Here is a 24871-nt window from a genome sequence, read left to right on the forward strand (position 1 = left end):
GCGGCGGACAGGCTACGACCCCGGCGCGGCCCGTCCCGGCGACGCCCGGCGGGTCCGGTCAGGCCCCCGCGAGGACGAACCAGCGGGCCGGCAGGTCGATCCGGGTGCCGTCGGAGAGGCACTCGGTCTGCGGCAGGACCGTCTCGCCGTCGGCCAGGACGGTGAGGCCGGCCTCGCCGAGCAGGCGCGGGATCTCGTCGTCGGAGGCGTCGGCGGGCTTGAGCCCGTGGTGGAAGACGCGCTGGAGCTTGGGCCCCGGGCCGCCCGGCTCGGACACGGCGCGCTGGAGGACGTCCCGGGAGCCGGAGGTCAGCTCGACGACGAAGGCCCGGCCCCGGGCGCCGATGATCTCGGCGACGGCGGCGGCCACGGCGGGACGCGCCTGGGGTTCGCTCTGGTGGATGACGGCCCGCATGTAGACGTTGGCGTCGCCGAGCCGCTGGTGCAGGGCTCGTACGGCGTCGGTGTCGGTGAGGTCGAGCTGCTGGAACTCGACGGGGTCGCCGTTCGCTGCGCGGCGGGCGTGCTCGACGGCCGAGTGCGAGAGGTCGACGCCGACGGCGCGGGCGAACCGGGTGGCCAGGTAACGGGTCTGGGTGCCGTTGCCGCAGCCGAGGTCGACGATCGTACGGTCCGACTCGGCGTAGGGCAGGAGCAGTTCGCTGTGCGGTACGGCGGTCAGGGAGGGGTCTGCGTCCCAGATCGCCTCGCCTCTGCCGTCGGCGGTCTGCTGCCAGTAACTCTCCCAGTTTTCGCGGTACTTGTCCGAGACGTTCATGCCCTCTCCCCACGGTCTTCGGTTCCCGTGATCGGAATATCGTGGGGACCTGCGGCGGGGCAAGGGTCAGGCGGCTACCTTCACGAGTTGGGGATGATCTGTTCGAACCAGACGGTCTTGCGGTGCCCGGCGGCGCTGGCGCCCCACTCCCGGGCCAGCCGGCTGACGACGCGCAGTCCGCGGCCCGACTCGTCACCGGGGCCTGCGGTGATCATGGCGGGCAGGGCGGGTTCGTCGTCGGTGACCTCGAACAGCAGGGCGTCGGTCCGGACGACCCGCAGGCCGATCCGATCGCCTTCGGCGTGCCGGACGGCGTTGGTGACGACCTCGCTGACCAGCAGTTCGGCTGTCTCGACCGCCTGCGAAAGGCCCCAGTCCAGGAGGAGTTCGCGGACCAGGCGGCGGGCCCGGGCCACCTCGCGCGGGTCGGCGTCGAGCCGCCAGTCGGCGACGTGGTCGTCGGGGATGCCGTTGAGGCGGGCCATGAGCAGGGCGACGTCGTCCTTGCGTCCGCCGCGCGTGTTCAGCGCGCGGATGATGGTGTCGCATGCGTCGTCCATCGAGGCCGCGGGGTGTGCGGCGGACTCGCAGAGCGCGGCCAGGCCCTCGCCGATGTCGGAGCCGCGCACCTCCACCAGGCCGTCGGTGCACAGCACCAGCCGGTCGCCGGTCGCGACCTTGACCCGGGTGGCCTCGAACGGGACGCCGCCGACGCCGATCGGGGCTCCGGTGGGCAGTTCGAGGAGTTCGCTGCTGCCGTCCTCGGCGCGGACCAGCACGGGCGGGATGTGGCCGGCGTTGGCGAGGGTCAGCTCGCCGCGGATCGGGTCGTAGACCGCGTACAGGCAGGTGGCCAGGTAGTTGTCGCCGAGCCTGCGGGCCAGGTCGTCCAGGTTGCGCAGGAGCTGGGCGGGCGGGGTCTCCATGGCCGCCATGGTCTGTACGGCGGTGCGCAACTGGCCCATCATCGCGGCGGAGTTCAGGCCGTGGCCCATGACGTCGCCGACCACGAGGGCGGTGCGGGAGCCGGGGAGCTTGATGGTGTCGAACCAGTCGCCGCCGATCCGGCCGAGCCGGGTGCCGGGCAGGTAGCGGGTGGCGATGTCGCAGCCGGCCATCCGCGGGCTGACCTGCGGCAGCATGCTGTCCTGGAGGGTGTCGGCGACGTTCTCCTGGTAGGTGTACATGCGGGCGTTGTCGAGCACGAGGCCCGCGCGGGCGGCGAGTTCGGCGCCGGTGGTGCGGTCCATGTCGTCGAACTGCGTGCGGTCCGGGCGGCGCATCAGCACCATGAAGCCGAGGACGACGTTGCGTGCCTTGAGCGGGACGATCAGCAGGGACCGGCCGCCGATGAGGGGCCGGAGGTCGCGCTTCTCGAACTCGCCGGAGATGCGCTCGCTCAGCTCTTCGGTGACCTTCGGGACGACGACCGGCTCACCGGTGACCATGCACTGGTAGAAGGGGGTGTGCTCGGGGAAGGCGAAGGACTCGCCGACCGGCACGGTGTCGTCCCAGCGGCCGGGTTCGTCGTTGTGCTCGACCCACACGCGGAACATCATGGTGTGGGCGTCCGGCGGGCCGTCCGGGAAGCCCTCGCCGGCCAGTACCGCGGCGCGCAGGTGGGTGCCGGCGAAGTCCGCGAAGCGGGGCACCGCGGCGCTGGTGACCTCGCGGATGGTCTCGCCGAGGTCCAGGGAGGAGCCGATGCGGGAGCTGACCTCGTTGAGGAACTCCAGGCGCTCGCGGACGGCGGCGTACTCCAGGTCCTGTTCGGCGCCGGCCGGGACCAGGGTGGCGGCGGCCCGCTGCTGCGGGACGACGGCCTCGGTGCGGGCCCTGCCCGGGCGGCGCGGCACGCCCCAGTACGGGGTGACGGGCACCCGGTCGAACTGGCTGAACTCCAGGACGGGATAGCCGAGTTCGAGGACCTGCGAGACGATGCGGGCGCTGAGCCCCGGGCCCATGTTGGGCAGGATGTCGGGCAGGCGCCGTTGGAGTTCCTCGGAGGCGGGCAGTTCGGTGTGGCGGGCGAAGCCGGGCGCGATGCGTTCGGCGGTCTCCTCGTCGTAGCCGCGCTCGTCGCTCAGCCGGGTGGCGTCGGCGGCGAGCACGAGCAGCCGGGACGGGTCCGGGCCGACCAGCGGGTAGGCCCACCACAGCACGTCGAGCCGCTCGGCGCCGGGCTCCTGCCGGGGCGGGCGGAGGCGGGCGCGGCCCGCGGTGGGGTAGCCGGTGTGCCCGCCGAGCGAGGACTCCAGGTCGGGGCCGGGCCCGTCGTACGAGTCGTAGGCGTCGAGCGCGGCCGGGCCCTGCGGGTCGTGCGGGTCGTCGGGGAGGGCGCCGGACACCGGCAGCAGGTCCGCCGCGGGACGGCCGACGGCGTCCGCCCTGCCGACGCCGAACAGGCGCCGCGCGCCGCTGCTCCAGTGGGACACCAGTCCGTCGCGGTCGACGACGACCACGGCCAGCGGAATCCGGCCCGCGGCGGTGTCGCCGATGCCGCGCCCGGGAGGTGTGTCCCGCTCGCTGCCACGGTCCATGGCCCCGGCCCTCTCTCCCCACGGCTGTCCGCAAACGATCTGTGCCGCCCGCCACTACGGTACGGCGACGGCCGGTCGCGATGTGTGGCAATCCGGGAATTGATGTCACCGGATGCCACCGGCGCACGGCCCGGCGCACGGCGTGTGCTCCGGTCAGTCCTCGTGCCCCAGCTGGAGGTCCCGCTCGGTGCGGCCACCGCCCGCGACCTGCAACACCGTGGCGACCGGCGGGTAACCTGCGGCGATGACGGTGTACTCGCCGGAGGAGAGATCGACGAACCGGAACATGCCGTCGGCTCCGGTGGTGAGGGTGTCGACGACATTGCCGGCGGCGTCGAGCAGGGTCACCCGGGCGTCCTCCACGGGGCGTCCGCCGCTCGCCCGGACGGTGCCCTTGAGCACGGCCCCGCCGGCGAGTTCGACGTCCTGCCGGGTCTCCCGGGAGGCCTGCACGGTGACCGGGAGCGCGGCGGGCCGGAAGGCGGGCGCGCTGGCGGCGAGGGTGTACTCGCCGGCGACCAGCTCCGTGATGACGTAACCGCCCTCGCGCCCGCTGCGGGTGGTGGCGACGACCTCGCCGTGCACGTTGGTGAGGGTGACGGTGGCGTCCCGGACGGGGGTGCCGTCGGCGGTGAGCACGCCGCCGGCGAGGCGGCCGGCGCCGCCGAGGACGACGTCGAGTTCGACGGGGCGCTCGCCGACGGTGACGGAGACGGCCTGCGGCTGGTGTCCGCCGGCGGCGGCGATCAGCACGTACGCCCCGGAGCCGGGCGTGCTGAGCGCGTACCGCCCGTCCTCGCCGCTGGCCCCGCGGCCGATCTGCTGTCCGGCGACGTCGATGAGCGTGAGCGCGGCGCGGGGCACCACGGTGCCGTCGGGGTGCTGCACGGTGCCGCAGACGGGGATGCCGGCGGCGTACGGCGAGCGGGGCGGTACGGGGGCACCCCCGGCCGGAGGCTGGAGGCGGGCCTGCGGGATGGGGACGTTCACCGGCGCGGTCTCCTGGTCGGTGGCGGGGGCGTTGTGGGACACCAGCGGTTTCTCCTTGAGGAAGAAGGCGATGAGGAGGCCGAGGACGAGCACCGGGACGAGGTACAGGAAGATCCGGGGCATCGCGTCGGCGTAGGCGCGGATGTAGGCGTCGCGCAGCGCCGGGGGCAGCGCGTGGACGAGCTGCGGGGTGATCGAGTCGGGATCGGGCAGGCCGGCGCCGGCGCGCGGGGGCAGCTCCTCGCGCAGGGCGTCGGCGAGCCGGTCGGCGAAGAGGGTGCCGAAGACCGCGGCGCCGACGCTGCCGCCGATCTGGCGGAAGTAGTTGTTGGCGCTGGTGGCGCTGCCGAGGTCGGCGGGGCGCACGGAGTTCTGCACGGCGAGGACGAGGACGGGCATCACCAGGCCGATGCCGGCGCCGAGGACGGCCATCCAGATGCTGTAGTGCAGCCGGGGCGTGTCGGCCTCCAGGCGGGACAGCAGCCACATGCCGACGGCGGAGACGGCCCCGCCGAGCACGGGGAAGATCCGGTAGCGGCCGGTACGGCTGATGAGCTGGCCGCCGATGATCGAGGCGCCGACGATCCCGGCCATCATGGGCAGCATCAGCAGCCCGGACTCGGTGGCGCTGGCTCCGTCGACCATCTGCAGGAAGGTGGGCAGATAGCTGGCGGCGCCGAACAGGGCGACGCCGATCACCAGGCCGACCAGCCCGCTGACGTTGAAGACGGAGTCGCGAAACAGCCGGAGGGGGATGAGGGGTTCGGCGGCGAAGCGCTCGGCGACCAGGAAGAGGACGGTGGCGGCGAGGGCGCCGGCGCCGAGGCCGAGGATCTGCCGGGAGCCCCAGGCGTATTCGGTGCCGCCCCAGCTGGTGAGCAGGACCAGGCAGGTGGAGGCGGCGGCGAGCAGCAGCGCGCCGAGGACGTCGAGCCGGGCCCGCACCCGTGGCCTGGGCAGTTTCAGCACGACGGTGATGACGGCGAGGGTGACCAGGCCGAAGGGGACGTTGATGTAGAAGCACCAGCGCCAGGAGAGGTGGTCGGTGAAGTAGCCGCCGAGCAGCGGCCCGGCGACGGAGGCGAGGCCGAAGGCGGCGCCGATGAGGCCCATGTACCGGCCGCGCTCCCGGGGCGGCACGATGTCGGCGATGATCGCCTGGACGCCGATCATGAGACCGCCCGCGCCGACGCCCTGCACCGCGCGGTAGGCGATGAGCTGGTCCATGGTCCCGGCCCGGCCGGCGAGCGCGGAGCCGACGACGAAGACGGCGATGGCGAACTGGAAGACGCCCTTGCGGCCGACCAGGTCGCCGAGTTTGCCGTACAGGGGCAGGCCGATGGTGGAGGTGAGCAGATAGGCGGTGATCGCCCAGGACATCCTGTCCAGGCCGTGCAGCTCGCCGACGACCTTCGGCAGGGCGGTGGCGACGATCATCTGGTCCAGGGCGGCCAGCAGCAGCGCCAGCATCAGTCCGAAGAACACCAACCGGACGCGGCGGGCCCCGAGTTCGCCTACCGGTGCGGGGGGCGGCGGTGCGGCGGCCGTCTCCTCGCCCGCCGCCGGTGCCACGGCCGGCTCGTGCTGCACCAGAGTCGTCCCGCCCACGGACCGCTCCCCTCGTCACATCCGTCACATTTCCCGCGCGAGGCGACAACTGCGAACAACTGTGGCGAGTTACGGCACCATCCCTTCCGGGGCGGGGATCCACTCGAACCGGTGAAGGGGGTCAACCAGCCGTCAACACCCCTTCACCGGCGGGCACTTGGGTTACTTCTCGACCTCGGCGGCGAGGTTGGCGAGCAGCGCGTCGTAGATCCGGCCGAGGCCCTTGGGCGCGAAGGTCTTCTCGAAGAAGCCGCCGATACCGCCGGCACCGTTCCAGGTGGTGGTGACGACCACGCGGGAGCTGCCCTCGCCGGCGGGGGTGACGCGCCAGGTGGTGACCATGGAGGAGTTGCGGTCCTTCTCGACCAGTTCGCCGTCGGTGGGCTCGGTGACCTCCAGCAGGCAGTCGCGCACCCGCTTGCTGGTGGCCTGGAGCTTCCAGTGGACGAGGGTGCCCTCGCCGTCGCCGCCCTCGCGCACCTCGTACTCGCTGAAGTGCTCGGGCAGCAGCCTCTGCCGTGTGCCGCGGTAGTCGGCGAGGGCGTCGAACACCTTCTCCGCGTCCGCCGCGACGACCCGCTCCGTAGTGGCCTCGACCTGCGCCATTGCGTTCCTCCAGGACCTGATTGCTCGGGGTTGGGGCAAGCCAACCACCCCGGCGCCCGGCCCCCCAAATCGGGATCGCACGATCATGGGAACAGATGTTCTATTCTGTGGCCAGCGCTAGCGAGGAGGCCTCATGCGCTGGGAGAACCTCACAGACGAGAGCGAACACGGCCGGGCCGCCGACGCCGCGCTGTTCGGCGCGGACAGCGTGACCACCCGGACGTTCGACACGCCCGAGTTCCGCGGGATCACCTTCCACGAGGTGCGGGCGCGGTCGGTGCTGAACCGGGTGCCGGGCGCCTCGCGCATGCCGTTCGAATGGACGGTCAATCCCTACCGCGGCTGCACGCACGCGTGCGTGTACTGCTTCGCCCGCAAGACGCACGGCTATCTGGACCTGGACACGGGCATCGGCTTCGACACCCAGATCGTGGTCAAGGTGAACGCCCCCGAGGTGCTGCGGCGCCAGCTCGGGTCCCGCCGGTGGCAGGGCGGCCACGTGGCGATGGGCACGAACGTCGACTGCTACCAGCGCGCCGAGGGCCGCTACCGCCTGATGCCGGGCATCATCTCCGCGCTCACCGAGCACGCGAACCCGTTCTCGATCCTCACCAAGGGCACCCTGATCCTGCGCGACCTGGACCTGCTGGTCCGGGCGTCCGAGGTGACGGACGTCGGCATCTCGGTCTCCGTCGGCTTCCTGGACACCGAGCTGTGGCGCACGGTGGAGCCGGGCACCCCCGCCCCCGAGCGCCGGCTGGAGGTGGTGCGCACCCTCGGGGAACACGGCATCGGCTGCGGGGTGCTCATGGCGCCGGTGATCCCGTTCCTGAGCGACCATCCGGACCGGCTGCGGGCCACGGTGCGGGCCGTAGCGGCGGCCGGGGCCACCTCCGTCACCCCCCTGGTACTGCACCTGCGCCCGGGCGCCCGCGAGTGGTTCATGGCCTGGCTCGGGCAGCACCATCCGCACCTGGTGCGCCGGTACGAGCGGTTGTACGCGGAGGGCGCCTACGCACCCAAGTGGTACCAGCGCCGGATCACCCGTCAGGTGCACGAGCTGGCGGGCGAGTACGGCATCGGGCCCACGCGCGCCGGGCAGGCCCGGCGGATCCGCCCGGCCGCGCCCGCACGGGCCGCCGCCGGCGCGGAGCCGGTCCAGCTCAGCCTGATGTGAGTGCTTCCCAGGGCGTTAGGGCGCATCCCACGGCCCAATAGGGTCAAGTATCGCCGCAACGCGTTCTTCAGGGCCCCCACTCCGGGACGATCCGGCGAGAGCCGTGAGCCTCGCGGTTCGCCGAAACCCTCCGTCCCGGGAGGACCGTATGAGAACACGCGCAGCCGCGCTGTGCGCAGCCGCCGCCGTGGTGGCGGGCTCGCTGACCGCCGTTCCCGCCCAGGCGGCCGGCACCGCCGCCGTGCCGAAGCCCGCCTGGACGAAGTGCGGCACCCGCGACTACCCCGCGCTCCAGTGCGCCTCGGTGCAGGTGCCGCTGGACCACGCGAACCCCTCGGGTGGCCGGCAGATCACGCTCGCCCTGTCCCGCGTTCCGCACACCGCGCCGTCCTCGGAGGGCCCGCTGCTGGTCAACCCGGGCGGCCCCGGCGGCAGCGGTCTGAAGCTCGCCGGGTTCGTCGCCTCGGCGCTGCCGAAGAGCGTGGCGGCCCGGTACGACGTCATCGGCTTCGACCCGCGCGGGGTCGGCCGCAGCACACCCGCCCTGACCTGTCTGCCCGGCCACTTCGCGCCGGGACGCCCGGACTCCGTGCCGGCCACCCCCGAGCTGGAGCGGGTGAACGTCGACCGCGCGAAGGCTTTCGCCGCGGCCTGCGGCCGGAAGTACGCCGACGTCCTGCCGTACATGGACACCGTCAGCGCGGCCCGGGACCTGGACATCGTGCGCCAGGCCCTCGGCGCGCCGCGGCTCAGCTACTTCGGCTACTCCTACGGCACCTACCTGGGCGCGGTGTACGCGAAGCTGTACCCCGAGCGGGTCCACCGGCTGGTGCTGGACTCGATCGTCGACCCGACCGGTGTCTGGTACCGGGACAACCTCGGCCAGGACTACGCCTTCAACGACCGCCACCGCGCGCTGATGGCCTGGATCGCACGGCACGACGCCGACTACCGGCTCGGCAAGGACCCGGCGGAGATCGAGGCCCGCTGGTACGCGATGCGGGCGGCGCTGGCGAAGGAGCCGGCCGGGGGCGAGGTCGGCGCCGCGGAGCTGGAGGACACCTTCATGCCCGGCGGCTACTACGACGGCTACTGGCCCTACCTCGCCGAGGCGTTCGCGGCCTACGTCCACCACCGGGCCGGCGGGGCACTGGTGGAGGCGTACGAGAACTTCGCCGCCGTGGACGCCTCGGGCGACAACGGCTACAGCGTCTACACGGCGGTGCAGTGCCGCGACGCGTCCTGGCCGCGCGGCTGGAACCGGTGGCGCGCTGACACCTGGGCGGTGTACGCGAAGGCCCCCCTGATGGCGTGGAACAACACCTGGTACAACGCGCCGTGCGCGTTCTGGCCGACGGCCCCGCTGCGGCGGGTGAACATCGCGAACGGCAAGCTTCCGCCGACCCTGCTCCTTCAGGCGACCGACGACGCCGCCACCCCCTACGCCGGCGCGGTCACGGTCCACCGGCTGCTGGCCCGGTCCGGCCTGGTGGTCGAGCAGGGCGGCGGCAACCACGGTGTCACGCTGAGCGGCAACACGTGCCTGGACGGGTACCTGGCCGCCTATCTGACCGACGGCACGGTGCCGCGCGGTGCCGGGCCGGTGGACGCGGTCTGCGCCAAGTCGCCGGACCCGAAGCCGCTGACGGCGAAGGCGGCGTCGGCGTCGTCCCGCGGTTCGACCCTGCACCGCCTGCTGGGCTTCCGCCGCTAGGGCCTCTCGTCCGGATCGTGCCGGGCTCGCGGGGGCCGGCCCGGTCGAAACGAAAGACCCCGGCGGAGCCACGGTGGCGCAAGGGGGGCCGCCCTCCGGCCCGCGGTCCGATAATCGCGGGCGGTGCCAAGGGCGGTTCCCTAAGGTTCCGTCATGGACGCTCCGTACACGCTCATACGCCCCATGACGCTCGCCGACTGCGACCGGGTCTCGGAGATCCGGGTCCGCGGCTGGCAGCACGCCTACCGCGGGCTCGTGCCGCAGCCGTACCTGGACGAACTCAGCGTCACGGCGGACGCCGAGCGGCGGCGGTCCCGGTTCGGACAGGGGGACGGCTCGGCGGTGAACCTGGTCGCCGAGCAGGACGGCCGGGTGCTGGGCTGGGCGGCGTCCGGGCCGTACCGGGGCGGCGCGGCGCATACGGGAGACGCCGAGCTGTACGCCATCTACGTCGACCCTGCGCAGCTGGGCCGCGGGATCGGTCGCGCGCTGCTCGCCGCGTCGGTCGAGCGGTGCACGCCGTATCCGCGCATGCTCCTGTGGGTCCTCAGGGGCAACGTGTCCGCCCGCCGCTTCTACGAGCGCGCCGGTTTCCGGGCCGACGGGGCCGAGGAGCCCTTCGACGCGGGCGGCGTGCCCGTGTCCGAGGTGCGGTACGCCAGGAGCCTGCGCGGCTGACCCGGCGTCACCTCGGCTGCTGCTGCGGGATCCGGGCCAGCGCGTGCACCGCCGCCTCGGCGAGGGCGGGGTGCGCCAGGGCCTCGTTCAGCACCCTCCGGGCGCGGGCGTCGCCGAGCGCGCCCAGGCCCTCCACACAGGCGAGGGCGACCCGCCGGTAGGGGTCGTGCGGGCGCAGCCGCCGCTCCAGGGTGGTAATCAGCGCGGGTACCGACTCCGGGGCGCGCAGGGCGGCCAGCAGCCGCACCGGGTGCAGGGCGTAGGCGACCCGGAGTTCGTTGGTGGCGAGGGCGGCGGCGGCCCGGGCCGTGCGCGGGTCGCCGAGGCGGGCGAGGGCGTGCGCGGCGGAGGCGCAGCGCGGGGGGTCGCGGTGGTTGAGCAGCAGCACCAGGGCCTCGAACGCGCGCCGGTCGCCCGCGCGGCCGAGGCGGAAGGCGGCCAGTTCCCTGGCCCACAGCGGCTGTCCGGGCGCGCTGAGCACCTCCGCCAGTTCACCGTGGTCCTCGGTGGCCAGCAGGCGGTCGAACGCCGGCGAGCAGCCCGACTCCTGCCGTAAGCGTTCCGTGAGCGATCGCAACTCTTCGTCCACGAGGTCCAGCGTAGAGGGGTTGCGCCAATGGAGGGAGCTACATCACAAACTCGGGGACTGGCGCGCTCGTTACCCGCCGGTTAAGCTCATACGAGCGAGTAACCCTCTCGCACTCCACTGGCGACGGTTTGGTGACGCAGCCGTCGCTGGTGATACCTCCCCAGCGCCCTCGTGGCGAGGGGAGAGTCTGTCGGTTCGGTACGCCGTGTGTACCGCAGTACGACCCGGCTTCGGGACAGAGCCGGTCGGAAGTTCCGCCGTTGCCGGGCGTGTGCGCGCCCGTGTGGCACCGGCAGCACCGGGCGTGTGCGCTCGCAGCCCGGCAACACCCGCACCTCTTCCTCGCACCGTGGTGCGCCTCTCGGCGCATCCGGCGCGTTCCTCGTCGTCACCCTCATTCCTGGAGTCCCGCGATGGCCACTCCCCTGTCCGACACCCCTCTGTCCCCGCTCAAGACGATCGCCGTCGTCGGCCTCGGCACGATGGGCACCGGTATCACCGAGGTCCTCGCGAGGGCCGGCCGCGAGGTGATCGGCATCGACATCAGCGAGGCCCAGACCGCGAAGGCGCTCGCCGCCCTGGAGGCCGCCACCGCCCGTGCCGTGGCGCGCGGCCGGCTCACCGAGGAGGAGCGCGCCGGAGCACTGGCCCGGGTGCGCACCGCGACCGACCTCACCGCGGCGGCCGAGGCCGACCTCGTCATCGAGGTGGCCCCGGAGTCGTACGAGATCAAGCAGCAGATCTTCCGGGAGCTGGACGGCATCGTCCGTCCGGGGACGATCCTCGCGACCGGCACCAACGCCCTGTCCGTGACCCGGCTGGCCGCCGACTCGGCCCGCCCGGAGCGCGTGCTCGGCCTGCACTTCTTCAACCCGGCGCCGGCCATGAAGCTGGTCGAGGTCGTCTCCTCGGTGCTGACCGCGCCGGGGGCCGTCGCCGCGGTCACCGACCTCGCGATCGAGCTGGGCAAGGAGCCGGTCGCGGTCGGCGACCGCCCGGGCTTCGTCGCGGACGGGCTGCTCTTCGGCTACCTGAACCAGGCCGCCGCGATGTACGAGGCGCGGTACGCCTCCCGCGAGGACATCGACGCCGCCATGCGGCTCGGCTGCGGTCTGCCCATGGGCCCGCTCGCCCTGCTGGACCTGATCGGCGTCGACACCGCGCGTACGGTCCTGGAGGCCATGTACGCCGAGTCCCGGGACCGGCTGCACGCCCCCGCCCCGATCCTCAAGCAGCTCAGCGAGGCGGGTCTGACGGGCCGCAAGGCCGGGCGCGGCTTCTACACGTACGAGGCGCCGGGCAGCGGCACGGTGGTGCCGGACGCGCTGACCCCGGCGGAGGGCGGCTCGCTCACCGCGGGGCGCGAGATCCGCTCGGTCGGTGTCGCGGGCTCCGGCACCATGGCCTCCGGGATCGCCGAGGTGTTCGCCAAGGCGGGCTACGAGGTCGTGCTGGCCGCCCGCAGCGAGGAGAAGGCGCAGGCGGCCAAGGCCCGGATCGGCAAGTCGCTGGCCCGGTCCGTCGACAAGGGCCGGCTGTCCGCGGAGGCCGCCGCGCAGATCCTGGACCGGATCGCCGCGGCCGGGTCCTACGACGCCTTCGCGGACGTCGACCTGGCCGTCGAGGCGGTCGCCGAGGACCTGGAGATCAAGCGGCAGCTGTTCGCGGCGCTGGACAAGGTGTGCAAGCCGGGCGCGGTCCTGGCCACCACCACCTCGTCCCTGCCCGTCGTGGCCTGTGCCCGCGCCACCTCGCGTCCGCAGGACGTGATCGGCATGCACTTCTTCAACCCGGCGCCGGCCATGAAGCTGGTCGAGGTCGTGCGGACGGTGCTGACCGCGGACGACGTGCACGCCACGGTCCGCGAGGTCTGCGGCCGGATCAAGAAGCACGCGGTCGACTGCGGGGACCGTGCGGGCTTCATCGTGAACGCGCTGCTGTTCCCGTACCTCAACAACGCGATCAAGATGGTCCAGGAGCACTACGCCTCGCTGGACGACATCGACGCGGCGATGAAGCTCGGCGGCGGCTACCCGATGGGCCCGTTCGAACTGCTGGACGTGGTCGGGCTGGACGTCTCGCTCGCCATCGAGAAGGTGCTGCACCGCGAGTTCCGCGACCCCGGTCTCGCCCCGGCGCCGCTGCTGGAGCACCTGGTGGCCGCGGGCTGCCTCGGCCGCAAGACCGGTCGCGGCTTCCGCGAGTATGCCCGCCGCTGACGGGGCCGGGGACTGGTTCGACGGCGCCGCGGACGGCGCGGACTGGGGCGGACTGCTCGACCCGGTGGACGCTCCCCCGCCCCTCAGGGGCGGGGGAGCCCCCTCACCCGCGCACCGAGCTGCACACATGCAGTACTTTCGGGGCATGTCCCAGCCCGCCAAGTCCTCACGTACACCAGCCACGCCCGACGCGCCGGAAAGTGCCGCAGGCAGTCGCGCCGCCGCCCAGCGGCTGAAAATGCGCCGGGAACTGGCGGCCGCAGCGATGGAACTGTTCGCGACCAAGGGGTACGAGGCGACCACCGTCGACGAGATCGCGGCCGCGGCCGGGGTCGCGCGCCGTACCTTCTTCCGCCACTTCCGCTCCAAGGAAGAGGCGATCTTCCCGGACCACGACGACACGCTGATCCGCGCCGAGGCGGTCCTGAACGCCGCGCCCGCGCACGAGCACCCGCTCGACACCGTGTGCCGCGGGATCAAGGAAGTCATGAAGATGTACGCGGCCCGGCCGGAGATCTCGGTCGCCCGCTACAAGCTCACGCGCGAGGTGCCCACGCTGCGCGAGGCCGAGATCGCGTCGGTGGCCCGCTACGAGCGTCTGTTCACCCGCTATCTGCTCGGGCACTTCGACGAGCACGCGCACGCCGACGACGCCAACGACGACCCGCTGCTGGCCGAGGTAGCCGCCTCGGCCGTGGTCACCGCCCACAACCACGTCCTGCGGCGCTGGCTGCGGGCGGGCGGCCAGGGGGACGTGGAGGCCCAGCTGGACCACGCCTTCGCGATCGTGCGCAAGACCTTCGGCAGCGGCATCGGCGCCGGCCGCGGCTCCGCCGCCGGTCCGGCCGCCGCGGCCGCTCCGGCCACGGCGTCCGCGCAGGGCGAGGTGCTGGTGACGGTCGCCCGGACCGACGCCCCGCTGGAAGAGGTCATGCGGACCATCGAGGAGGCGCTGAAGGAGCGCTGACGGTTCCGCTCGCGGAAGGCGCCGGCGAAGCGCCGGCCTTCGAGTGAGGGGCCGCCGGCGCTCCGCGTGAGGAGGCGTCGCGACAGAGCCCGCCCCCGCCCAGCTTGTGATGACGGCCACCCTTCGGGGTGGCCGTTTTGGCATGTCAGGGGCCGTTTTCCGGGAGATTTCAGGGCCCGTTCGATCGATCATCGCTCATCTGTTACGTAAAGATTTCATCTGAGAGCAAGTTCTGGCACTCAGTGCCTTGTCACCTGACACGCGGTGTCATACGTTGAAGATGTCCGGGCGGCCGGCGAGCAGAGACCACTCGTTCGCCGGCTGTCCCCGCAAGCTCATGGCCTGCGCGCCCGGACGCCTGCGTCACAGGCACCTCCCGCGCCACAAAGCGCTGCCGAAGCTCCACCCAGCCGAACCGACGGCACACCTCAAAACCCTCAGCAGCACTCATCACAGCACCGACGAACCCTTAGGCGCCCCTCCCTCAGGGCGCTCACCGCCGGAGGCAACACCGTGACCGTGAAGGACATCCTGGACGCGATCCAGTCGGAGGACAGCACGTCCGCCGACTTCGCCGCTCTGCCGATCCCCGACTCGTACCGCGCGATCACCGTGCACAAGGACGAGACGGAGATGTTCGCGGGCCTGCAGACCCGCGACAAGGACCCGCGCAAGTCGATCCACCTCGACGAGGTCCCCGTGCCCGAACTGGGTCCGGGCGAGGCCCTGGTGGCCGTGATGGCCTCCTCGGTCAACTACAACTCGGTGTGGACCTCGATCTTCGAGCCGCTGTCCACCTTCGGCTTCCTGGAGCGCTACGGCCGCACCAACGAGCTGGCCAAGCGGCACGACCTGCCGTACCACATCATCGGCTCCGACCTCGCGGGCGTCGTCCTGCGCACCGGCCCCGGCGTCAACGCCTGGAAGCCCGGTGACGAGGTCGTCGCACACTGCCTCTCGGTCGAGCTGGAGTCCTCCGACGGCCACAACGACACGATGCTCGACCCCGAGCAGCGCATCTGGGGCTTCGAGACCAACTTCGGCGGCCTCGCCGAGATCGCGCTGGTCAAGTCCAACCAGCTGATGCCGAAGCCGGAGCACCTGAGCTGGGAGGAGGCCGCGGCCCCGGGCCTGGTCAACTCCACCGCCTACCGGCAGCTGGTCTCCCGCAACGGCGCCGGCATGAAGCAGGGCGACAACGTCCTGATCTGGGGCGCGAGCGGCGGCCTCGGCTCGTACGCCACCCAGTTCGCCCTCGCCGGCGGCGCCAACCCGATCTGTGTCGTCTCCAGCGACCAGAAGGCCGACATCTGCCGCTCGATGGGCGCCGAGGCGATCATCGACCGCAGCGCCGAGGGCTACAAGTTCTGGAAGGACGAGCAGACCCAGGACCCGAAGGAGTGGAAGCGCTTCGGCAAGCGCATCCGCGAGCTCACCGGCGGCGAGGACATCGACATCGTCTTCGAGCACCCCGGCCGCGAGACCTTCGGCGCGAGCGTCTTCGTCACCCGCAAGGGCGGCACCATCACCACCTGCGCCTCGACCTCGGGCTACATGCACGAGTACGACAACCGCTACCTGTGGATGTCCCTGAAGCGGATCATCGGCTCGCACTTCGCCAACTACCGCGAGGCCTGGGAGGCCAACCGGCTCATCGCGAAGGGCAAGATCCACCCCACGCTGTCGAAGGTGTACTCCCTGGAGGACACCGGCCAGGCCGCGTACGACGTGCACCGCAACCTCCACCAGGGCAAGGTCGGCGTGCTGTGCCTGGCCCCCGAGGAGGGCCTGGGCGTGCGCAACGAGGAGATGCGCGCCAAGCACCTCGACGCCATCAACCGCTTCCGCAACATCTGAGACACCCGGGGTCATAGATGACTGAGCGTCAGAACGCCGAAGGGCGGCGGGAGAAGGACCGGCCGTGGCTCATGCGCACGTACGCCGGACACTCCACGGCCGAGGCGTCCAACGAGCTGTACCGGCGCAACCTCGCCAAGGGCCAGACGGGTCTGTCGGTCGCCTTCGACCTGCCGACCCAGACCGGCTACGACTCCGACCACATCCTCGCCCGCGGCGAGGTGGGCCGGGTCGGCGTGCCCGTCGCGCACCTCGGTGACATGCGCCGGCTGTTCCAGGACATCCCCCTGGAGCAGATGAACACCTCGATGACGATCAACGCCACCGCCATGTGGCTGCTGGCGCTCTACCAGGTCGTCGCCGAGGAGCAGGGTGCGGACATCACCAAGCTCCAGGGCACGACCCAGAACGACATCGTCAAGGAGTACCTGTCCCGCGGGACGCACGTCTTCCCGCCGGGGCCCTCGCTCCGCCTGACGACGGACATGATCGCGTACACGGTCTCCCACATCCCGAAGTGGAACCCGATCAACATCTGCAGCTACCACCTGCAGGAGGCCGGGGCCACGCCGGTGCAGGAGATCGCGTACGCGATGTCCACCGCGATCGCCGTCCTGGACGCCGTGCGCGACTCCGGCCAGGTGCCGCAGGAGCGCATGGGCGACGTGGTCGCGCGGATCTCCTTCTTCGTGAACGCGGGCGTCCGCTTCATCGAGGAGATGTGCAAGATGCGGGCTTTCGGCCGCATCTGGGACAAGATCACGCTCGAGCGGTACGGCATCGAGAACCCCAAGCAGCGCCGGTTCCGCTACGGCGTCCAGGTCAACTCGCTCGGCCTGACCGAGGCGCAGCCGGAGAACAACGTCCAGCGGATCGTGCTGGAGATGCTCGCGGTGACCCTCTCCAAGGACGCGCGGGCGCGTGCCGTGCAGCTGCCCGCCTGGAACGAGGCCCTCGGGCTGCCCCGGCCCTGGGACCAGCAGTGGTCGCTGCGCATCCAGCAGGTCCTCGCCTACGAGAGCGACCTGCTGGAGTACGAGGACATCTTCGAGGGCTCGAAGGTGATCGAGGCGAAGGTGGAGCAGCTGGTCGCCGACGTCCTCACGGAGATCGACCGCATCCAGGAGATGGGCGGCGCGATGGCCGCCGTGGAGTCCGGCTACCTGAAGTCGCAGCTGGTCGCCTCGCACGCCGAGCGCCGGGCCCGGATCGAGTCCGGCCAGGAGAAGATCGTCGGTGTCAACGTCTTCGAGGGCACCGAGCCGAACCCGCTGACGGCCGACCTGGACACCGCGATCCAGACGGTGGACCCGGCGGTCGAGAGCCGGGTCGTCGAGTCGCTCCAGCGCTGGCGGGACACCCGCTACCAGCCGCCCTTCAACCACCCGCGCCCCTGCAAGGCGCTGGAGCGGCTGAAGGAGGCGGCCAAGGGGACCGGCAACCTCATGGAGGCCACGCTGGAGTGCGCCCGCGCCGGGGTGACCACCGGCGAGTGGGCGGGCGCGCTGCGTGAGGTGTTCGGCGAGTACCGGGCGCCCACCGGGGTGTCCTCCGCGCCGGTGGCGGTTCCCGCGGCGGCCGGCTCGGCCCTCGCCGAGGTCCGCGCCAAGGTGGAGGCCACCGCCCGCGACCTGGGCGTCGGCAAGCTGCGCTTCCTGGTCGGCAAGCCGGGCCTGGACGGGCACTCCAACGGCGCCGAGCAGATCGCGGTCCGTGCGCGGGACGCCGGCTTCGAGGTGGTCTACCAGGGCATCCGGCTCACCCCGGAGCAGATCGTGGACGCGGCCCTCGCGGAGGACGTCCACGCGGTCGGGCTGTCGATCCTCTCCGGCTCGCACGCCCAGCTGGTCCCGGACGTGCTCGAGCGGCTGCGTGTGGCCGGTGCCACAGATATACCGGTGATCGCCGGTGGCATCATCCCGAATGGTGACGCCGACGAGCTCCGGGCCGCCGGAGTGGCTGCGGTCTTCACCCCGAAGGACTTCGACATCACCGGGATCATCGGCCGCATCGCCGACGAGATCCGGAAAGCGAACAAGCTCGACCCCCTGGAGGTCCCCGCATGACGACCGTCAACCGCCTTCGCCCGCGGCGCTCCTGCCTGGCCGTGCCGGGCAGCAACCCGCGCTTCCTGGAGAAGGCGCAGGGGCTCCCCGCCGACCAGGTGTTCCTGGACCTGGAGGACGCGTGCGCGCCGCTCGCCAAGCCCGAGGCGCGGCACACCATCGTCAAGTTCCTGAACGAGGGTGACTGGACGGGCAAGACGCGCGTGGTCCGGGTCAACGACTGGACGACCGAGTGGACGTACCGCGACGTCGTGACCGTCGTCGAGGGCGCCGGCCAGAACCTCGACTGCATCATGCTGCCGAAGGTGCAGACGGCCCAGCAGGTCGTCGCGCTGGACCTGCTGCTGACCCAGATCGAGAAGACCATGGGCTTCGAGGTCGGCAAGATCGGCATCGAGGCGCAGATCGAGAACGCGCAGGGCCTGAACAACGTCAACGAGATCGCGCAGGCCTCCCCGCGCGTCGAGACGATCATCTTCGGCCCGGCCGACTTCATGGCGTCGATCAACATGAAGTCGCTGGTCGTGGGCGAGCAGCCGCCCGGCTACCCGGCGGACGCCTACCACTACATCCTGATGAAGATCCTGATGGCCGCCCGCGCCAACAACCTCCAGGCGATCGACGGCCCCTACCTCCAGATCCGCAACGTCGAGGGCTACCGCGAGGTCGCGCAGCGCGCCGCCGCGCTCGGCTTCGACGGCAAGTGGGTCCTGCACCCGGGCCAGGTCGAGGCGTCCAACGAGATCTTCTCGCCCTCGCAGGAGGACTACGACCACGCCGAGCTGATCCTGGACGCGTACGACTACTACACCTCCGAGGCGGGCGGCAAGAAGGGCTCCGCGATGCTCGGCGACGAGATGATCGACGAGGCCAGCCGCAAGATGGCCCTGGTCATCTCCGGCAAGGGCCGCGCCGCCGGCATGCAGCGCACGTCGAAGTTCGAGATCCCGGAGGCCTGAGCGCGATGCAGTTCGGACGCACCTACGAGGAGTTCGAGGTCGGGGCGACGTACAAGCACTGGCCGGGCAAGACGGTCACCGAGTACGACGACCACCTGTTCTGTCTCCTCACCATGAACCACCACCCGCTCCACATGGACACCAACTATGCGGAGAAGACGACGGACTTCGGCAAGAACGTCGTCGTGGGCAACTACATCTACTCCCTGCTGCTCGGCATGTCCGTGCCGGACATCTCCGGCAAGGCCATCGCCAACCTCGAGATCGAGTCGCTCAAGCACGTGGCGCCGACCTTCCACGGCGACACGATCTACGGCGAGACGACCGTGCTGGACAAGTGGCCGTCGAAGTCGAAGAACGACCGTGGCATCGTCTACGTCGAGACCAAGGGCTACAAGCAGGACGGCACCCTGGTGTGCGTCTTCCGCCGCAAGGTGATGGTGCCCACCGAGACGTACATCAAGGAGCGCGGCGGCGAGCAGCCCGGCCGCCCGGAGCTCACGGAGCAGGAGAAGTAGCCATGGCCCGTCTCGCCCAGACCGCCGGTCTGACGGACATCCAGCAGGAGATCCTCTCCACCGTCCGCGACTTCGTGGACAAGGAGATCATCCCGGTCGCCACCGAGCTGGAGCACCGCGACGAGTACCCGCAGCAGATCGTGGACGGCCTGAAGGAACTCGGCCTGTTCGGTCTGATGATCCCCGAGGAGTACGGGGGCCTGGGCGAGTCGCTCCTGACCTACGCGCTGTGCGTGGAGGAGATCGCCCGCGGCTGGATGTCGGTGTCCGGCATCATCAACACGCACTTCATCGTGGCGTACATGCTCAAGCAGCACGGCACGCAGGAGCAGAAGGACCACTTCCTGCCGCGCATGGCCGCCGGCGACATCCGGGGCGCCTTCTCGATGTCGGAGCCCGCTCTGGGCTCCGATGTGTCGGCCATCACGTCCAAGGCGGTCAGGGACGGCGACGAGTACGTCCTGAACGGCCAGAAGATGTGGCTGACGAACGGCGGCACCTCCTCACTGGTGGCCGTTCTCGTCCGGAGTGACGAAGGACACCCCGAGGGCACGGCGCCCCACAAGTCGATGACGACCTTCCTGATCGAGAAGGAGCCGGGCTTCGGCGAGGTCCGCCCGGGCCTCACCATCCCCGGCAAGATCGACAAGATGGGCTACAAGGGCGTCGACACCACCGAGTTGATCATGGACGGCCTGCGCCTTCCGGCCGACCGGGTGCTCGGCGGGGTCACCGGCCGAGGTTTTTACCAAATGATGGACGGCGTGGAGGTCGGCCGGGTCAATGTGGCGGCCCGCGGCTGCGGCGTCGCCCAGCGCGCCTTCGAGCTGGGCGTCCGCTACGCCCAGCAGCGGCACACCTTCGGCAAGCCGATCGCCCAGCACCAGGCCATCCAGTTCAAGCTGGCGGAGATGGCCACCAAGGTCGAGGCCGCGCATGCAATGATGGTCAACGCGGCACGCAAAAAGGACTCCGGGGAACGAAACGACCTCGAAGCAGGGATGGCGAAGTACCTCGCCTCCGAGTACTGCAAGGAGGTCGTGGAAGATGCCTTCCGGATCCACGGCGGCTACGGCTTCTCCAAGGAGTACGAGATCGAGCGCCTCTACCGGGAGGCCCCGATGCTGCTCATCGGTGAAGGTACCGCCGAGATCCAGAAAATGATCATCGGGCGCAGGTTGCTCGAAGAGTATCGATTCCAGGGCTGATTGTCCGGATACGGGGTGTTTTCTTCGAGAAGAAGATCACACCCCGTAGACAGTCTTCAGCCGCCGACTCGGCTGCCTGGCTTGCCCAGTTGTAGCCCGCGCCCGGTACGATCCCGGGAAAGCCGCCGTCCCCCGTCGAGCGCGGCATCATCCGCTACGAAGGTCATCCATGCCCCACAGCCAAACCTCTGCACACCGCGACAGCCTGGTAGGCGCACGCCTCGCGCGCGGAGCATCGCCGTGGCTTCTCCCGACCGTCGCCACCGCAGCCCTCAGCCTGGCCCGCGCCCGCCGTTCCGGCGTGGCCAAGGCCGTCGCCGTGCCCGCCACCGCGCTCGCGGCGGGCATGCTGTGGTTCTTCCGCGACCCCGAGCGCGAGATCGCCCAGGGCCGCGTCATCTCGCCCGCCGACGGTGTGGTGCAGAGCATCATGCCGTGGAAGGACGGGCGCACCCGCGTCGCGATCTTCATGAGCCCGCTCAACGTCCACGTCAACCGCGCGCCCCTCTCGGGCACGGTGACGTCGGTGGAGCACATCCCCGGCGGCTTTGTTCCGGCTTTCAACAAGGAGAGCGAGAACAACGAGCGCGTAGTCTGGCATTTCGACACCGAACTCGGCGACATCGAGATGATCCAGATCGCCGGCGCGGTGGCCCGCCGCATCGTGCCCTACCTCCCTTCGGGCACGAAGGTCGAGCAGGGTGACCGCATCGGGCTGATCCGCTTCGGCTCGCGCGTCGACATCTACCTGCCCGAGGGCGTGGAGGTCGCGGTCGAGGTCGGACAGAAGACCGTGGCTGGGGTGACTCGCATTGACCGTGATTGATCCGGAGACCCAGGCTGGCTGGGTGCCCGAGGCCGACGAGGTGGACGACGAGGAGGAGATGCCCCTCTCGCTCCGCCTGTCGATAGCGGACACCCTCACGCTGGGCAACGCCACGTGCGGCTTCATGGCGGTGTACTTCACCACCACCGGCATCCTGATCCCGCACCTCACCGGCAGCCAGGAATCCGGCATGGCCCGCCACAGCGCGGCCACGGCGGTCATCCTGATGCTCTGCGCGGCCGTGTTCGACCTGTTCGACGGGCTGGTCGCGAGGAAGCTCCGCTCCTCCCCCATGGGTGCCGAGCTGGACAACCTCTCCGACCTGATCAGCTTCGGTCTCGCCCCCGCGTACTTCGTCCTGGTCTACGGCATGGTCGCGGACGACGCGCACCAGCGGGTGGCCGCGGTCGGTGCGATCGTGGTCCTGCTGGCGGTCGTCCTGCGTCTGGCGCGCTTCTCCTGCGTGACGATGAAGGACGGCATGTTCCAGGGCATGCCCTCGCCGTTCGGCGCGCTGACCGTCGTCTCGATCGTGCTGCTCGAGCTGCCCTTCGTGGCGACGCTGCTGGCGATTCTGGGCACCGCCTGGCTGATGGTGAGCCGGGTCGAGTACCCGAAGCCGCGGGGCCGCCTGGCCGGCGCGATGCTCATCTGGATCGTGCTCTCGATGGGCCTCCTGGCCGCCTGGGCCTTCGACGCCCCGAGCGGTCAGCTGCTGCTCCAGACGGGCTGTGCGCTTCAGCTGGTCATGGGCGCGGTGATCCCGCTGTTCGCCACGGCCCGCCGGGTGAACAACTTCCGCGACAACCGGCGTGAGGCCAGGGCGGCGCAGCTGCCGTAGCGCTCGCTTCAAGGGCCCCGGACCGTCCAGGTCCGGGGCCCTTTGTCATTTCGGGGCCCTTTGTCATTTCGGGGCCCTTTGTCATTTCGGGACCCTCTTGGCGTGTCCGGCCCCGGCGCCGAGGCAGCCCACCCGGGGTCCCTGGCCACGCCCACCCACCCACCCGACCGGTGGGCTGAAGGGCAAACGGCGAGCCGACCCCCGTCCCACGCAGGCACCGCTACGGGACTCGCGACGGGCGGCGCCCGGGGCGGGTCCGTCTCAGCCGACCGGGGCGGGTGCGTCTCAGCCGACCGGGTCGGGTGGGCGAGGGGGGTCTGGGGGCGGAGCCCCCAGGAGTCGGCCTCAGCTCAGGCGGTCCTCGGCGATCCGGGCGGCGACGCGCTCGAGGATCGGCCCGGCATCCGCGATGCACTTCGCGACGTCGGGCTCGACCGAGGTGAGGGGGTACGCCTCGGCGATACCCGCCCGCGTGAGCGCCTCCGTCGGCAGAGCGAGCCGCCCGCAGACCGCCACCACGTCCTTGCCCGCGGCACGCGCCGCCGCGGCCACCCCGGCCGGCGCCTTGCCGTGCAGCGTCTGCTCGTCCAGCGACCCCTCCCCCGTGATCACCAGGGAGGCCCGCTCCAGGGCGGGCGCGAAGCCCAGCACGTCCAGCATCACCTCGATGCCGGGGCGGAAACGCGCGCCCAGGAGGAGGGCGCCGTAGCCGATGCCGCCGGCCGCGCCGGCCCCGGGAGACGCCGCGTACTCGGCGGCCCGCGGCCCGGCCTGCTCCTCCAGCACCTTCGCGAAGTGGGCCAGCGCCGCGTCCAGGGTCTCCACGTCGTCCGGCGAGGCCCCCTTCTGCGGGCCGTAGACGGCGGGAGCGCCCTTCGGGCCGGTCAGCGGATTGTCGACGTCACTGGCCAGCACCAGCTCCACCGAGGACAGTCGCGGGTCCAGGCCGGAGAGGTCCGCGCGGGCCAGCTCGGCGAGGCCGCCGCCGCCCGGGGACACCGGCTCGCCCTCCTCGGTCAGGAACCGCGCGCCCAGCGCGGACAGCATGCCCGCGCCGCCGTCCGTCGTGGCGCTGCCGCCGACGCCGAACACGATCGTCCGCGCGCCCGCGTCCAGCGCGGCCCGCAGCAGCTCGCCGGAGCCGTAGGTCGAGGCGGTCAGCGGCGCGAAGACGCCGGCCGGCAGCCGCTGGAGGCCGCTCGCCTCGGCCATCTCCACGACCGCGGTGCCGTCGCGCAGCGCGAACGCGGCCGTCACCTCCTCGCCGAGCGGCCCGGCGACCCGGACCTCGCGCCGTTCGAAACCGGCCGCGACCGCCGCGTCCACGGTTCCGTCGCCGCCGTCGGCCACGGGCAGCGCCTCGACCCGCAGATCCGGCACGACCCGGCGCAGCCCGGCCGTCACCCGCTCGGCGACCTGCACGGCCGTCAGCGAGCCCTTGAACTTGTCCGCGGCGATGAGCACCCGACGGGTCTCGTTCCCTGCAGCGTCCGCCACCTTGTCTTCCCCTTGCTCTCCGGGCCCCGCGCACGTCAGGGCCAGTCGCGCCGCTGTGACCATAACCGCAGGACACCCCCGCCGTCATGCCCCGCCCGAACCCTGGGAAGCCGCTGGGAGCCGGCCGGGCGAAGTGGGTACACCACTGCCATGGACACCCAGCACACCGGACCGGGCCTCGCCGACCGCATCCACGGCGGCTGGCTCGGCCGTATCGCGGGCAACATGCTGGGCAAACCGGTCGAACAGGGCGAGGTGTGGACCCGCGACCGCATCGACCGCTATCTGCGCGGTGCATCCGCCCTGCCGCTGACCGACTACCTCCCCGAGCCCGCCGACGCGGACGAGGCCGCGGTACTGCGTCCGGAGTGGCGCCAGTGCGTGCGCGGCCGGATCCACGGCAGCTGCCGGGACGACGACGTCGACTACGCGATCCTCGGCCTGCACCTGCTGGAGACCCACGGGTTCGGCTTCAGCACCGAGCAGGTCGGCGACCTGTGGCTGCTCAGGCTGCCGTATCTACAGACGTTCACGGCGGAACGGGCCGCGTACCGGAACCTCGCGAACGGGATGAAGCCGCCGCTGACGGCGACGTACGAGAACCCGTACCAGGAGTGGATCGGCGCGCTGATCCGCGCCGACGTCTATGGCTGGACCTGTCCGGGCGAGCCCGTCCGGGCCGCCGGCCTGGCCCGCCGGGACGCGGTGCTCTCGCACACCGGCAACGGCGTCTACGGCGCGATGTGGGCCGCCGCGCTGATCTCGGCGGCCTTCACCGCCCCCACCGTCCGGGACGCCCTGGAGACCGCGCTGACCGTCGTCCCGGCGAGCAGCCGGCTGGCCCGGACCGTGCGGCGGGTGGCGACGCTGCACGAGACCCGGCTGCCCTGGGAGGAGACTTTGGCCACGGTGTCCGCGGAGACCGCCGGGCTCGGCTGGATCCACACCGTGCCGAACGCCGCCGTCCTCACGGCCGGGCTGCTGTACGGCGACGGCGACTTCACCCGGACCATCGCCCTGACCGTGCGCGGCGGGCTGGACACCGACTCCAACGGGGCGACGGCCGGCTCGGTGGCCGGCGTCCTCACCGGGGCGGACGCCATTCCGGCCCGGTGGCGGGACCCGTTGCAGGACACGGTGCACAGCGCGGTGTTCGGCTTCGACGGCGTACGGATCAGTGCGCTGGCCGAACGCACCCTGCGCCTGGCCTCGGCCGGGACGTAGGGGCGGGGC

General features: G+C 71.6%; 19 protein-coding genes. 13 read left to right on the top strand and 6 right to left on the bottom strand.

The features are described 5' to 3' along the window. Positions 1-58: 58 nt before the first annotated feature. The 4 genes from JK361_RS01960 to JK361_RS01975 form a co-directional block, all read right to left on the bottom strand. A complete protein-coding gene (locus tag JK361_RS01960) occupies positions 59-778 on the bottom strand; it encodes a class I SAM-dependent methyltransferase (RefSeq protein WP_201813833.1) in 720 nt (239 codons plus the stop codon). 80 nt (positions 779-858) lie between these two features. Further along, on the bottom strand, positions 859-3318 hold the full coding sequence (locus tag JK361_RS01965) for an ATP-binding SpoIIE family protein phosphatase (protein ID WP_201813834.1): 2460 nt from the start codon (positions 3316-3318) through the stop codon (positions 859-861). A 153-nt stretch (positions 3319-3471) separates the two neighbouring features. Beyond that, on the bottom strand, positions 3472-5916 hold the full coding sequence (locus JK361_RS01970; RefSeq protein WP_201813835.1) for an MFS transporter: 2445 nt from the start codon (positions 5914-5916) through the stop codon (positions 3472-3474). A 162-nt stretch (positions 5917-6078) separates the two neighbouring features. Then, a complete protein-coding gene (locus tag JK361_RS01975; protein ID WP_201813836.1) occupies positions 6079-6522 on the bottom strand; it encodes an SRPBCC family protein in 444 nt (147 codons plus the stop codon). A 133-nt stretch (positions 6523-6655) separates the two neighbouring features. Between JK361_RS01975 and JK361_RS01980 the strand changes: the two genes are divergently transcribed. The 3 genes from JK361_RS01980 to JK361_RS01990 all read left to right on the top strand — a co-directional run bounded on the left by JK361_RS01980 (position 6656) and on the right by JK361_RS01990 (position 10091). Then, positions 6656-7699, top strand: coding sequence for an Rv2578c family radical SAM protein (locus JK361_RS01980; RefSeq protein ID WP_201813837.1), 1044 nt, complete (start codon positions 6656-6658; stop codon positions 7697-7699). 148 nt (positions 7700-7847) lie between these two features. After that, positions 7848-9413, top strand: a complete 1566-nt coding sequence (locus tag JK361_RS01985) for an alpha/beta hydrolase (RefSeq protein WP_201813838.1) — start codon at positions 7848-7850, stop codon at positions 9411-9413. Positions 9414-9566: 153 nt separating this feature from the next. Next, a complete protein-coding gene (locus JK361_RS01990; protein WP_201813839.1) occupies positions 9567-10091 on the top strand; it encodes a GNAT family N-acetyltransferase in 525 nt (174 codons plus the stop codon). Positions 10092-10098: 7 nt separating this feature from the next. Here the strand turns inward: JK361_RS01990 and JK361_RS01995 are convergent, their stop codons facing one another. Further along, positions 10099-10680: an adenylosuccinate lyase gene (locus JK361_RS01995; protein ID WP_201813840.1), complete on the bottom strand. Its 582-nt coding sequence runs from the start codon at positions 10678-10680 to the stop codon at positions 10099-10101. A 413-nt stretch (positions 10681-11093) separates the two neighbouring features. Between JK361_RS01995 and JK361_RS02000 the strand changes: the two genes are divergently transcribed. The 9 genes from JK361_RS02000 to pssA all read left to right on the top strand — a co-directional run bounded on the left by JK361_RS02000 (position 11094) and on the right by pssA (position 22141). Further along, positions 11094-12899 carry a 3-hydroxyacyl-CoA dehydrogenase family protein gene (locus JK361_RS02000; protein ID WP_201813841.1) on the top strand — a complete coding sequence of 602 codons (1806 nt, stop codon included), beginning with the start codon at positions 11094-11096 and terminating at the stop codon, positions 12897-12899. Positions 12900-13044: 145 nt separating this feature from the next. Then, positions 13045-13866 (top strand): TetR family transcriptional regulator, encoded by an 822-nt coding sequence (locus JK361_RS02005; RefSeq protein ID WP_201813842.1) that lies wholly within the window; start codon positions 13045-13047, stop codon positions 13864-13866. 519 nt (positions 13867-14385) lie between these two features. Further along, positions 14386-15723, top strand: a complete 1338-nt coding sequence (gene ccrA / locus JK361_RS02010; protein WP_201814233.1) for a crotonyl-CoA carboxylase/reductase — start codon at positions 14386-14388, stop codon at positions 15721-15723. 17 nt (positions 15724-15740) lie between these two features. Continuing rightward, positions 15741-17789, top strand: a complete 2049-nt coding sequence (locus tag JK361_RS02015; protein WP_201813843.1) for an ethylmalonyl-CoA mutase — start codon at positions 15741-15743, stop codon at positions 17787-17789. Continuing rightward, the gene (locus JK361_RS02020) at positions 17786-18748 is read left to right on the top strand and encodes an HpcH/HpaI aldolase/citrate lyase family protein (RefSeq protein ID WP_073891846.1); all 963 of its coding nucleotides are present in this window, start codon (positions 17786-17788) and stop codon (positions 18746-18748) included. Before JK361_RS02015 ends, JK361_RS02020 begins: the two co-directional genes overlap by 4 nt. 5 nt (positions 18749-18753) lie before the next feature. Continuing rightward, entirely contained in the window at positions 18754-19266 is a 513-nt protein-coding gene (locus tag JK361_RS02025) for a MaoC family dehydratase (protein WP_201813844.1), read from the top strand. 2 nt (positions 19267-19268) lie between these two features. Beyond that, the gene (locus JK361_RS02030) at positions 19269-20474 is read left to right on the top strand and encodes an acyl-CoA dehydrogenase family protein (RefSeq protein ID WP_201813845.1); all 1206 of its coding nucleotides are present in this window, start codon (positions 19269-19271) and stop codon (positions 20472-20474) included. Positions 20475-20643: 169 nt separating this feature from the next. Next, on the top strand, positions 20644-21300 hold the full coding sequence (locus tag JK361_RS02035; RefSeq protein WP_201813846.1) for a phosphatidylserine decarboxylase: 657 nt from the start codon (positions 20644-20646) through the stop codon (positions 21298-21300). A gap of 22 nt (positions 21301-21322) precedes the next feature. Further along, entirely contained in the window at positions 21323-22141 is an 819-nt protein-coding gene (gene pssA / locus JK361_RS02040) for a CDP-diacylglycerol--serine O-phosphatidyltransferase (RefSeq protein ID WP_201813847.1), read from the top strand. Positions 22142-22486: 345 nt separating this feature from the next. Here the strand turns inward: pssA and JK361_RS02045 are convergent, their stop codons facing one another. Beyond that, a complete protein-coding gene (locus JK361_RS02045) occupies positions 22487-23638 on the bottom strand; it encodes a glycerate kinase (protein ID WP_201813848.1) in 1152 nt (383 codons plus the stop codon). 150 nt (positions 23639-23788) lie between these two features. Between JK361_RS02045 and JK361_RS02050 the strand changes: the two genes are divergently transcribed. Further along, on the top strand, positions 23789-24862 hold the full coding sequence (locus JK361_RS02050; RefSeq protein ID WP_201813849.1) for an ADP-ribosylglycohydrolase family protein: 1074 nt from the start codon (positions 23789-23791) through the stop codon (positions 24860-24862). Positions 24863-24871: the final 9 nt, after the last annotated feature.

The sequence above is a fragment of the Streptomyces musisoli genome (assembly GCF_016741855.1).
In the GTDB taxonomy this organism is placed as follows: Bacteria; Actinomycetota; Actinomycetes; order Streptomycetales; family Streptomycetaceae; genus Streptomyces; species Streptomyces musisoli.

Coding starts and splice junctions, on each gene's coding strand:
- JK361_RS01960 (WP_201813833.1), bottom strand. CDS start 778: ATGAACGTCTCGGACAAGTACCGCGAAAACTGGGAGAGTTACTGGCAG.
- JK361_RS01965 (WP_201813834.1), bottom strand. CDS start 3,318: ATGGACCGTGGCAGCGAGCGGGACACACCTCCCGGGCGCGGCATCGGC.
- JK361_RS01975 (WP_201813836.1), bottom strand. CDS start 6,522: ATGGCGCAGGTCGAGGCCACTACGGAGCGGGTCGTCGCGGCGGACGCG.
- JK361_RS01980 (WP_201813837.1), top strand. CDS start 6,656: ATGCGCTGGGAGAACCTCACAGACGAGAGCGAACACGGCCGGGCCGCC.
- JK361_RS01985 (WP_201813838.1), top strand. CDS start 7,848: ATGAGAACACGCGCAGCCGCGCTGTGCGCAGCCGCCGCCGTGGTGGCG.
- JK361_RS01990 (WP_201813839.1), top strand. CDS start 9,567: ATGGACGCTCCGTACACGCTCATACGCCCCATGACGCTCGCCGACTGC.
- JK361_RS02000 (WP_201813841.1), top strand. CDS start 11,094: ATGGCCACTCCCCTGTCCGACACCCCTCTGTCCCCGCTCAAGACGATC.
- JK361_RS02005 (WP_201813842.1), top strand. CDS start 13,045: ATGTCCCAGCCCGCCAAGTCCTCACGTACACCAGCCACGCCCGACGCG.
- JK361_RS02015 (WP_201813843.1), top strand. CDS start 15,741: ATGACTGAGCGTCAGAACGCCGAAGGGCGGCGGGAGAAGGACCGGCCG.
- JK361_RS02020 (WP_073891846.1), top strand. CDS start 17,786: ATGACGACCGTCAACCGCCTTCGCCCGCGGCGCTCCTGCCTGGCCGTG.
- JK361_RS02025 (WP_201813844.1), top strand. CDS start 18,754: ATGCAGTTCGGACGCACCTACGAGGAGTTCGAGGTCGGGGCGACGTAC.
- JK361_RS02030 (WP_201813845.1), top strand. CDS start 19,269: ATGGCCCGTCTCGCCCAGACCGCCGGTCTGACGGACATCCAGCAGGAG.
- JK361_RS02035 (WP_201813846.1), top strand. CDS start 20,644: ATGCCCCACAGCCAAACCTCTGCACACCGCGACAGCCTGGTAGGCGCA.
- JK361_RS02050 (WP_201813849.1), top strand. CDS start 23,789: ATGGACACCCAGCACACCGGACCGGGCCTCGCCGACCGCATCCACGGC.